We start from the raw sequence: 9,831 nt of genomic DNA on the forward strand, positions 1-9,831 counted from the left end.
GGCCGTTCCCTGTCAATGGGCGTCTGTGCGAGGGCGAACCACTGGTATCTCGGGCGGATATCGCGCTGGGAGAACCCGCTCGAGACCATGGACTGGGCGTCCGTCGGCACCAACTATCGACGGACGCCCAGTCCCTGCCGGGCGGGCGCAGGAGGAAAGGTCCTCGAGCGGGTATTTCGGTCGATCAGACCTGTGTGGTCGAGGAAAGCGGCGGAGGCAGCTCGGCGGGCGCTGTCGCGGAGCTACTACCCGCATCGATACCACTGGGATGGAAGACACCCGCGAACTTCCCATACTTGTCGCTGTTCGGCGACTCCGTATCGAACGGCACCAACTGACCGTTGTCCAAGAAGAACAACCCACCGTCCTTCTTCACCAGCAACGCACTGTGCCGATTCTGCCCATCATCCCACTGCACCACATCACCGGTACTCAACCGCCCACCATCAATGGGCTCAGTGGCACTCGCCACCGTCATCCATGGATGCGCCGGTGTCGACTCACCCACCGTCCCGTGATATGCGTTCACCGCATCGAGTGCGGTATTCGTCTGCACCTTGTTCAACGCCTCGGCGACCGTGGACGACACCTGAACGGTCGACTTGTCGGGCAATGGGTGATCGACCATCTGGCCGGGCATCTGCACCGGCGGTGGGGTACCGGCATTCGTGGCCGTCACAACCGTGGTGGGGCCACCGGTATTGGGACCGGGGGGTGTGGTCGTGGGCTGGTTGGGCCCCGGGGTCGTACCGACAGGGCCCGGTTGTTCCCTGCGTTTGTCGCCCCCGTCGTTGCGACCGGGTTCGGTCTGATTCTGGTTCGCCGCCTGGTTTGCCATCCCCAACATGGCGGGCGCCATCGCCATCGCGTTCGGGTCCATCATCCCGCCACCGGTATTGGCGGTCGGGGTGACAGGCTGGCCGGTGGGAGTGGTTCCGGAATCGGTCCGGGTGGGCGAGGGCGTCACCTGGGAGACCGGGGTGACACCGGCCGACTTGTTGTCACTGGTGTCGGCCGTTTCCGTGGAGGTGCCGTTCGTATCCGTATCCAGGAGATCCTCGTATGTCGGGCTGAAGTCCACGTTCTGGGTGGTCGGCTGCTGTTGCTGAGTACCCGTATTCGGGTCCACATACTGCGCGGTGGTGACCGGAGGCGTTTGGGTGGTGACCGGAGGCGTTTGGGTGGTGACCGGAGGCGTTTGGGTGGTGACAGGCGGCGTGCTTTGGGTGGTTTTCTTCTGGGTGGGTTCCTTGGCGGTCTCTTTTTTTGTGGGCTCTTCTGTGGTGGTTTTCTTTTTGGGTTCTTCTTTGGCGGGCTTCTCGTACCCGGGCCCGTGCGGATCCGAATCCTTGAGCTCTCTACCGCTTTCCCGAGCGGCTTCGGCGTAGTTGTTCACCTGGTCGATGCAGTAGGAAACGGCGTTACGAATAAGCTTGAAAATTGCCGTCTCCTCGGCTGGGTCCTGAATCCCACCCTGGGTGAAGTTGGTGGTGAATGAGGACCCGCCGTAGTACCCTTGAACTCCCTCTTCTGTGGATTTCCAGATCTCCTCCCGAAGATTCTCGATCCTGTCATACATCCTCTTGTATACGCGATGATTCGTACGACCCAGCTTCTCGGTCAATCCAGCAAGCTGCTCATCACTGAAATCCCATCGAATTTCTTGCTTCTCGAGGGTACGGACAGCCTTCTTGTATTCCTCGCTGGTCCGATTCTGACCTATGTCCTTCATGAAATCGCCCGACAGATTGTCGTCCATGAAGCCACTCCAGACCGTTCCCTCGTACTCCTTCTGGTCTTTTTTCTCGTCCGTCGTCAGAAACTTCGGCAGAACATAGTCACCCGAACCCATCTGCGACATCAGGTATCTCAACTGAAGATTGGCGACACTGATCCCAAGTTTGAGATCATCCGAGGCGCCCGGCGGAGCTTCGATCTCCAATGGGTAGTCGGAGATCTTGCTCCCCTCCGTAGGGCTCTTACCCGGGCGGTCTCCCCTGATATATTCCTCTTTTTGAGCCTTCAGTTTGGCCGCGCTGATTTCTGAAGGCTTTTTCCAATACCACAGTGCCTGCTCGTATTTGGTGCCGTCGAGATTGCCGTCCCAGTCCGTTGGTAGATATTTGACCGCAACGAGATTTCCATCATTCGTGAGGACGAACCGCTGGGGAGAACCATCTCGTTTGAACTGCCAGTTGACCGCCTGGTCTTTACCACCGGGGCCCTCCTCCCTGCCCGCGGGACCAGCATGTTCCAGATCAGGTTTGGCCGACCAGTGCTTCAAAGCGGTTTTATCGTCCCGCAACTCGAGATTTTGGCTGCCCTCCCTGGAACGGTCGGTGAACTTGATCCGATCAGCAGCGGCTCCATCGGTATCATTCTTCGATTCGTGCACCACCATTCCGGTGTTGTTGTGCACGATGACCATATGGCCGTTCTGCACGCCCATACGGTATTCCTTGTTCGGAGACCAGAGCCAATTGCCCTCTTTGATCTCACTGCCCGGCTTCATGATGCCGGTTGTGTTATCATCGTCTTTGGGCTTGAGAGGGGCCATCAGCACAACTCCTGATCACATACGACGTACCGAGATACCTGCGGGCATGCAAGAGCCATGCCGAATCCTCCTACCGAGACGGCGATCGAAGAACGAGCCCATACCTTCGGCATGAACCGCCCCGTCGATGCGTGGCCCACACCGTTGCCCTCGAACGCGTTCGCTGTTCCGTAAGTACCATCACCCGCGACTCATCAACCAACTTGTTCGGGCCCTTCGCACGGTTGCGCGTATGGAGAGCGATGGGCCGCAGGAACACGTCGGTCACGCACCCGAACCGGCTGCGGAATCGGCCCGCCCACTTCTGTGAATTGCTACCGAAATCCGGGCTCATATCCGCGCATCCTCTGCTTCCGACCGACATCGCCATTCTCGTTCATCCCCAATCCTGGGGATTTGATCGGCGGTTTTCGGCATAAAACGGCCCCGGCCAGAAAATTGGAGACCTGCCCGCATCCCGTATCGATCACCCGTGCATCGAAATGGCGATATCGGTATCGTTTTCGGCCGATCAGACCTGCGCGGGCGGGGCAACCGGCGGCGGAGATGCGGGCTGCTGCTGGGTGACAACCGGCGGAGGCAGCTCGGTGGGCTCCGGCGCGGAGCTACTACCCGCATCGATCCCACTGGGATGGAAGACACCCGCGAACTTCCCATACTTGTCGCTGTTCGGCGACTCCGTATCGAACGGCACCAACTGACCGTTGTCCAAGAAGAACAACCCACCGTCCTTCTTCACCAACAACGCACTGTGCCGATTCTGCCCATCATCCCACTGCACCACATCACCGGTACTCAACCGCCCACCATCGATGGGATCGTTGGCACTCGCCACTGTCATCCACGGATGCTCCGGTGTCGACTCACCCACCGTCCCCTGATACGCGCTCACCGCATCGAGTGCGGTATTCGCCTGCACCTTGTTCAACGCCTCGGCGACCGTGGGCGGCACCTGAACGGTCGACTTGTCGGGCAGCTGATGCTGGACCATCTGGCCGGGCGCCGTGATCGGCGGTGGGGTACCGGTATCGGTGGGCGCCGTAACCTGACCTGGCGGAGCCGCATTGGGATCGCCGGGGCCGGGCGCGGGTGCGGTGGCACCGGGCGCCGGACTGGTCGGGCCGGTCTTTTCTTTCTGCTTGTCGTCCTTGTCGTCGTGGTCCCGATCGCTCTCGGACGACTTCATCTGGTTCCCCAGCTGAGCCGCGGCCATCGCCAGCATGGCCGGCATTACCGCCGCCATCGCGGTCGAGTCCATCCCACCCCCGGTGTTGACGGGCTGGACGGGGGGAGCGGTTACGGGACCGGGCTGTGTGGGTGAGGGACCCACCTGGGAGGGAGAATCGGTGGACGATGGATCGCTATCGGTCCCGTCCGTTCCCTTGGACGGATCGGTCTTGCCGTCCTGAAGACCGTTGTCGGTCGGATTCGTGGTCGTGTTGTCGGTAGGCTGCCCATCATTCGGCGTGATGACAGTGCCCGGAGGGATATTGGTATTACCCGGAGGGATATTGGCATTACCCGGAGGGATATTGGTATTACCCGGAGGGATATTGGTGTTACCCGGAGGGGTGTTGTTGTTGGTCTCTTTTTTGGTGGGTCCTTTTTGGGGCCCTTTTTCGGTAGGTTTCTTTTCGGGCTCTTCTTTGGTGGGCTCCTTGTAACCCGGCCCCTTCGGATCCTTATCCTTGAGCTCTATACCGCTTTCCCGTGCGAGATCGGCATATTCGTTGACCTGCTTGATGCAGTAGACGACGGAGTCACGAATGAACTTGAATATCTCCACTTCCTCGGCGCGATTCTGAATTCCCCCCTCGGTGTAAAGCATCTTGTCGGGATTATCAGGGTCTTTGACCCCGGCTTCTGTGGCCTTCCAGATCTTCTTGTGAAGCTCTTCGATCTCGTCGTACATCCTCTTGTAGACTCGATGGTTCGCATGACCCAACTTCTCGGTCAACCCAGCGAGATTCTCATCACTGAAATCCCAGAGAACCTCCTGCTGTTCGAGCGTGCTGACCGCTTTCTGGTAGGCCTCGCTGGTATCCCCCTTGCCCATGGCGCCCTCGCCCATGGCCTTCGCGAAATCTTCCGTCAGGTTGTCATCCATCGAGCCACGCCAGATGGTCCCCTCGTACGCCTTCTTGTCTTTTTTCTCGTCGGTCTTCAGGAACTCCGGCAGGATGTAGTCGCCCGAACCCATCTGCGACATCAGGTATTTCAACTGGAGATTGGCGACACCGATCGCGAGTTTGAGATCATCCGAGGCTCCCGGCGGCTCTTTGATCTTCAAGGGAAAATCGGAGATTTTACTCCCCGCTTCAGGGCTCTTACCGGGACGGTCACCATCGATATACTGCTTTTTCTGGATATCTATGGTGGACGAGTGGATATCTTTAGGATCTCTCCAATACCATAACACCCCCTTGTCCTTCTTGACATCCAACTTGCCGTCGAATCCATCCGGCAGATTGCCTTTGTATGCGACGATGTTTCCATCGTCTGTAAGAATGAATCGATCCGGCTTATGATTGTCCTCATCGTCCCAGTCGGTGTTTTCGTCGGCTCCGGGACCTTTATACCCACTGTTATTTTTACCGTCGGTGTCGGGTTGAGCCACCCACAGGTCGGAATCTTCGTTGTCCATCTTGCTGAGCAGCTCGAGGCGATGCCTTCCGGCATGGAACAGGCCGTACTCTTCGGTGAACTTGATTCGGACACCATTGGTTTGATCGCCCGAAGTGTGCACCACCTTGCCGGTGTCGTTGTGCACGATGACCATACGGCCGTCCTCCAGGCCCATGCGGTACACATTATTCTTGGACCAGAGCCATTGCCCCTCTTTGAGTTCCTCGCCCGGCTTCATGACGCCCCCTGTACCGGTGATATCGCCACGATCCTTTTTGGGCTCGAGGGGGGCCATCAGCACAACTCCTGATCTATACGAAGTACCGAAATACCTGTGGGCATACGAAGGCCATGCCGAGTCCTTCTACCGACATCGCGATCGAAGAACGTTACGCCTCGGGCATGGTCCGCCGCGTCTGCGAGGCATTGTCCACATCGTTGTCCTCGAACGCGGTCGCGGCCGAGTAGGCACCATCACCCGCGGTCTGCCGATTGTCGGCCAGCCTCTTCAAATCCTTCTCGCGGTTGTCCATATGGACAACCGCGGGCTGCAGGAACTCGTCGGCCGCGTATCCGAACCGCTCGTGGAATTCACTCGCCCACACCTCGTCCTTCTTGCTCTTCTTACGAAGACGAGGAGCGTGGGCGTGCTCTACATCACCACGGGCACGAGTGTTCTCCGGGCTATTGCTGAAAAAATCGCTCATATCGACGTGACCTCCGCTTCCGACCGACGTCGTCATTCTCGTTCATCCCCAACATTGGGGACATGATCGGCGGTTCACCTGCGTGAACGTATCCGCGGCCCGAGAACCGAAGTCACAGTGGCTGGCCGAATTCCGTCTTCTCCGCGATCGTGTACGCGGCTTCGGTGGGCAGTCCCATTTCGTCGGCAAGTCGCGAAGAGCCACCGTTCCGCAACAGCTCCGCCCGTCGTCCCACGCGAGACTTCATATAGGCCAACTTGGCGACTCGAAGTATCTCGGCCGCCAACCACGCGTCGGTGTTCTCCCACACCTCGTCACCGAGGTGCAAACCGACTATCGCACCGCTACGGTCGCAGGCCACGCCCACCGAATAATCGGGGTTGAACACCTCGTATACCGGATTGGCCCAACTCGGTGGGGCATTCGCCTCGAGGCCATCCGATGCTTCCACGTCGGTCATGAAATCGCCTCCGAAGGCCGCCGAGCCGGCTGTCGGGTCACCGTCGGATCCACGGGACGTCCGGCACGGTGGGCCAAGTGGTTTCGTGGACCGCTATACGGTGCTGTCGGGCAGCGTCCGCGGTGCTTTCCTGGATCGCCGCCATGATGTCGGCCGCCAAGGCCCGGCTGTCGGGCATACTCGCGATAGTACCGGGAGCGATGTACAGATCCGTCAGCCTGCCCATGGCATCCACTTCCGGGATCACTCGGGAGGACGGCGAGGGACGACGGGCCCGAATCCGTTCCACCCGAGCGAGCATATCGTCGATGGTATGAACCAGCTCTCGACCGGATCGTAGTGCCGCTTCCGTTTTCGGATGCATAGTCAGGCCCTCCCCATGGTTCGCCGCATTCGCCATCCCACCGATATCGAGGGTCCGAAGCCCGGGCGGCGTACTTCCCGTTCCGAGACCACAGTGGCCGATTCGAGGGCCATCGCGCGCGGGTGCAGACCGAGCTGCGCGCCCTTCCGCATGGTTTCTCCTCCCAGGGATCTCACGTTCTCGTTCTCCGGACTCCTTGTGCCCGAAGACATCATTCGCGCTGCGGCGAGACATCGGGCGGCTGCGTTCCCGGAGCCGTAACGGCTCCGGGCGGTGGGCCCGCCGTGACGGTTGGTGGCGCCACCACCCCACTGGGTGGTGCCACCGCACCGCCCGGAGCCGAGGCCGAGACAACACCCGTATCGGTCGTGGGCCGTTCCGTACGGACCTCCTCGGGTGTGGACACGGCCGCGGGGACCGCGACGAACGACGGGTGCCCGACAACCTGCTCGTGCGCGTAGACGGCATCGCGCAGAGTCTGCCGACTCACCTCCTGCTCGAGCAGCGCCACCAGCTCGTTGCAGCGTCGCTCCCAGGCCAGGGTCCGCGAGGTGGTCGATTCCGCGTCGGCACGCAGCTCGCCCACACCGACCCGTCCCACATCGACGCGGTGCGAGATCATGGCCGCGGCGATCAGATCGTCGGCCTCACGCAGCTCCTCCCACCACTGCTGTGGCACCTTGGTGCCGGATTCGAGTTGCGCCAGAATCCTATTCCGGATGGCGCGCGCGCCTGCGCTCTCGACCGGGGCGGGCACCGACCGGGACAGCTGTGCATTGGCGTCGAGCGCGAGTTCGAGGCAGCGTGCCTGCACGCGATCGTCGGGGATCGCCGCAACGCTGTCCAACGCCTGCGGCGTGCCGCTGATGCCGAGCCGGTCGACGGTATCGGGAGTGAACACCCGCAGGTCGACATCGTAGGAGGGGCCGACGAGACCTTGCATGGGGACATCGGTGAAATTGGCGCGCAGGCCGGGGTCGATCGGTCCGGACGAGACCAATGCCGACAACTGGGCGTTCGCTTTCGCGCCCCAGGCCAGGCCGAACTCCACCAGAACCCGAGCAGGATCGGATATTCCCTCCCACGGCGAGCCCGGCGAATCGTCGCTGCGCAGCATCTCGTCCCACAACCAGGGTGTGGACACCTCCCGCGGCAGGTAGATCCCGGCGGGGAGCCAGCCCCGACCCTCATTGGAGGTGATGAAGATGCCCGCTCCGGCGGGACCGCGCATCACCGATACCGCCCAATTCATACCGACGGTCGAATCCACGGCCGCCAGTACGGCACCGAGCAGGGTGCGGGCGATGACCAGGTCTTCGTTCACTTCCTCGCCGACGACGTAATCGGGTGCCGCCTCCTTCTCCTTGGCGGCGGCGACCGCCGCGCCGAACGGTGTCGGCGCCACCGGGATCGGGGTGTCGTCCGCGTTCGCGGCCGCATTGGTCTGCGCCGGGTGGGCACCGCGGTCGTCGCCGGAGCTCGGCCCTGCGGTGAGAGGCGCGCCGGGCACCGCCCCGGACGGTGGCACATCCCCGGTCGAGGCGGCCGCCACATTCGGCCCGACCGACGGCGCGGAAGCATTCGGGGCCGTGGCGGGCGAAGAGGTCTGTCCGGGAGATGCACCGGTGAGCCCGGCATCGGCCGAGGCGGGTGCTCTGCCGCTCGGCGCGGACGTTGTTCCCTCGGGTGCGGAGGCGCCGGTGGGCGCGGCACCCATACCGTTCGTCCCGTTCGTCCCGGCCGTCCCGAGCGGATCGCCGATCGGCGCGCCACCGGTGACCCCCGGTGTGCCGACGGGGGTGGCGCCGTTCGTGATCGGAGTGCCGACCGGGGCCGGCGAAGTGGTCACCGGACTCATGGTCTGGGGAGTGGATGGCGACCCGGTATCGGGAATTCCCGACTCCTGAACGACTCGACGGATATTCGCCGCCGATTCGGCATCCATCCGCTCGTACTCGTCGGCGGAGGCGCGCAGGGAAGCGGCGGTCTGCTCGTGTTCCTGCGCCAATGCCTCACCGGCTCGTTGTCTGGCGTTGTAATAGCTTACGAGCGCGAGCCGGACCGGATCCGCGATCTTCCCATAGGTCGATTGGAAGTTGTCGAGCCATTCTCTCGGCGGTTGCGCCCATTCGCGCGTCTCACGAGCTACCTGTTCGTGCTGGTTCGCGAGGGCACGCAGTACCGCCGGTTCGATTTCCAGCCTTTCGGGCATGCTCGATCAATCCTTTCCCAGCACCGACTCCCTCATTGTCGAGGCTTCCCAAAACTGGGAAGCGACTCCGGGTTCACCGCGGACCACCGGCCGAGATCGCAGAGCGTCCGGTTTCGCGCCCCGGCCTCGGGGCCGTCGGCGGCCGGTCGCCGAGCAGCGGATGCGACCGGACCTGGGCGTGAGCGAACACCACATCGCGCAGGATCTGTCGGGTGCATCCGCCCTCCAACAACAGGACGAGTTCGTTGCAGCGGCGCTGCAGGCCCAAGCCGCGCAGGACCAACGTCGCGGAGTCGGAACGCAATTCCCCCACCGGGATCCGGCTCACGTCCAACCGACTCGAGAGCACCGAGGCCGCGAGCAGATCGTCGGCCTCCTGCAGTTCCTCCCACCAACTCTGGGGGAATTCGCGACCGTGCCGCAGCGCGCGCAGAATACGCTGCCGGATATCGGGCGCACCCATGGATTCGGCCCTGGCGAGCCCGGTTTCGATCACCCGCATGTGGGCGTCCACCGCGTATTCGAGACACCGCTGCCCGAGCGACTCGTCGGGTACCTTGGCGGCCCGGTCGAGCAATCGTGGCGAACCCACGATCCCGAGCCGGTCGAGAGTGCTGTCGGTCGGCCGACTCAGATCCATCTCATCGGAGGCCGGCACCGAACCGACCATCGGTATATCGCCCAACTGTCGGCGCAGAACCGGATCGATCGGTTGGGAGGAGGCCACCGCGGCGAGTTTGGCCCCCCGATTTGGCGCCCCAGGCCAGCGCGAATTCGGCGAGGATACGAGCGGGATCGGCCACTCCTTCCCAGGCCGCGCCCTCCGCTACCGACCACATCCACGGGGTGGTCACCTCCCGTGGCAGATACAGGTCGGTGGGCAGCCAGCCACGGCCCTCGTTCGAC

Annotated in this window: 8 protein-coding genes; all 8 read right to left on the minus strand. The window is 62.2% G+C overall.

Annotated elements, in window-relative coordinates:
* Window positions 1–184 precede the first annotated feature (184 nt).
* The gene (locus ON32_RS24285) at window positions 185–2,557 is read right to left on the minus strand and encodes a hypothetical protein (RefSeq protein ID WP_157224332.1); all 2,373 of its coding nucleotides are present in this window, start codon (window positions 2,555–2,557) and stop codon (window positions 185–187) included.
* A 511-nt stretch (window positions 2,558–3,068) separates the two neighbouring features.
* The gene (locus ON32_RS24290; protein ID WP_157224333.1) at window positions 3,069–5,477 is read right to left on the minus strand and encodes a hypothetical protein; all 2,409 of its coding nucleotides are present in this window, start codon (window positions 5,475–5,477) and stop codon (window positions 3,069–3,071) included.
* Between the two features lie 94 nt (window positions 5,478–5,571).
* Window positions 5,572–5,889 (minus strand): hypothetical protein, encoded by a 318-nt coding sequence (locus ON32_RS24295; protein ID WP_040793347.1) that lies wholly within the window; start codon window positions 5,887–5,889, stop codon window positions 5,572–5,574.
* A gap of 112 nt (window positions 5,890–6,001) precedes the next feature.
* Window positions 6,002–6,349, minus strand: coding sequence for a hypothetical protein (locus tag ON32_RS24300; RefSeq protein WP_040793348.1), 348 nt, complete (start codon window positions 6,347–6,349; stop codon window positions 6,002–6,004).
* Window positions 6,350–6,386: 37 nt separating this feature from the next.
* Window positions 6,387–6,650: a hypothetical protein gene (locus tag ON32_RS24305; protein ID WP_157224334.1), complete on the minus strand. Its 264-nt coding sequence runs from the start codon at window positions 6,648–6,650 to the stop codon at window positions 6,387–6,389.
* Window positions 6,651–6,924: 274 nt separating this feature from the next.
* Window positions 6,925–8,925: a type VII secretion target gene (locus tag ON32_RS24310; protein WP_040793349.1), complete on the minus strand. Its 2,001-nt coding sequence runs from the start codon at window positions 8,923–8,925 to the stop codon at window positions 6,925–6,927.
* A gap of 73 nt (window positions 8,926–8,998) precedes the next feature.
* Window positions 8,999–9,583 (minus strand): hypothetical protein, encoded by a 585-nt coding sequence (locus ON32_RS24315; RefSeq protein ID WP_217998110.1) that lies wholly within the window; start codon window positions 9,581–9,583, stop codon window positions 8,999–9,001.
* Window positions 9,567–9,831: hypothetical protein (locus ON32_RS29755; RefSeq protein ID WP_217998111.1), on the minus strand; the 265-nt coding region annotated here is incomplete at its 5' end. The genes ON32_RS29755 and ON32_RS24315, both read right to left, overlap by 17 nt.

Origin of the sequence: Nocardia paucivorans NBRC 100373, from assembly GCF_000308675.1 — a bacterium.
Taxonomy (GTDB): Bacteria; Actinomycetota; Actinomycetes; order Mycobacteriales; family Mycobacteriaceae; genus Nocardia; species Nocardia paucivorans.

Coding starts and splice junctions, on each gene's coding strand:
- ON32_RS24300 (WP_040793348.1), bottom strand. CDS start 6,349: ATGACCGACGTGGAAGCATCGGATGGCCTCGAGGCGAATGCCCCACCG.
- ON32_RS24310 (WP_040793349.1), bottom strand. CDS start 8,925: ATGCCCGAAAGGCTGGAAATCGAACCGGCGGTACTGCGTGCCCTCGCG.
- ON32_RS24290 (WP_157224333.1), bottom strand. CDS start 5,477: ATGGCCCCCCTCGAGCCCAAAAAGGATCGTGGCGATATCACCGGTACA.
- ON32_RS24285 (WP_157224332.1), bottom strand. CDS start 2,557: ATGGCCCCTCTCAAGCCCAAAGACGATGATAACACAACCGGCATCATG.
- ON32_RS24295 (WP_040793347.1), bottom strand. CDS start 5,889: ATGAGCGATTTTTTCAGCAATAGCCCGGAGAACACTCGTGCCCGTGGT.
- ON32_RS24305 (WP_157224334.1), bottom strand. CDS start 6,650: ATGCTCGCTCGGGTGGAACGGATTCGGGCCCGTCGTCCCTCGCCGTCC.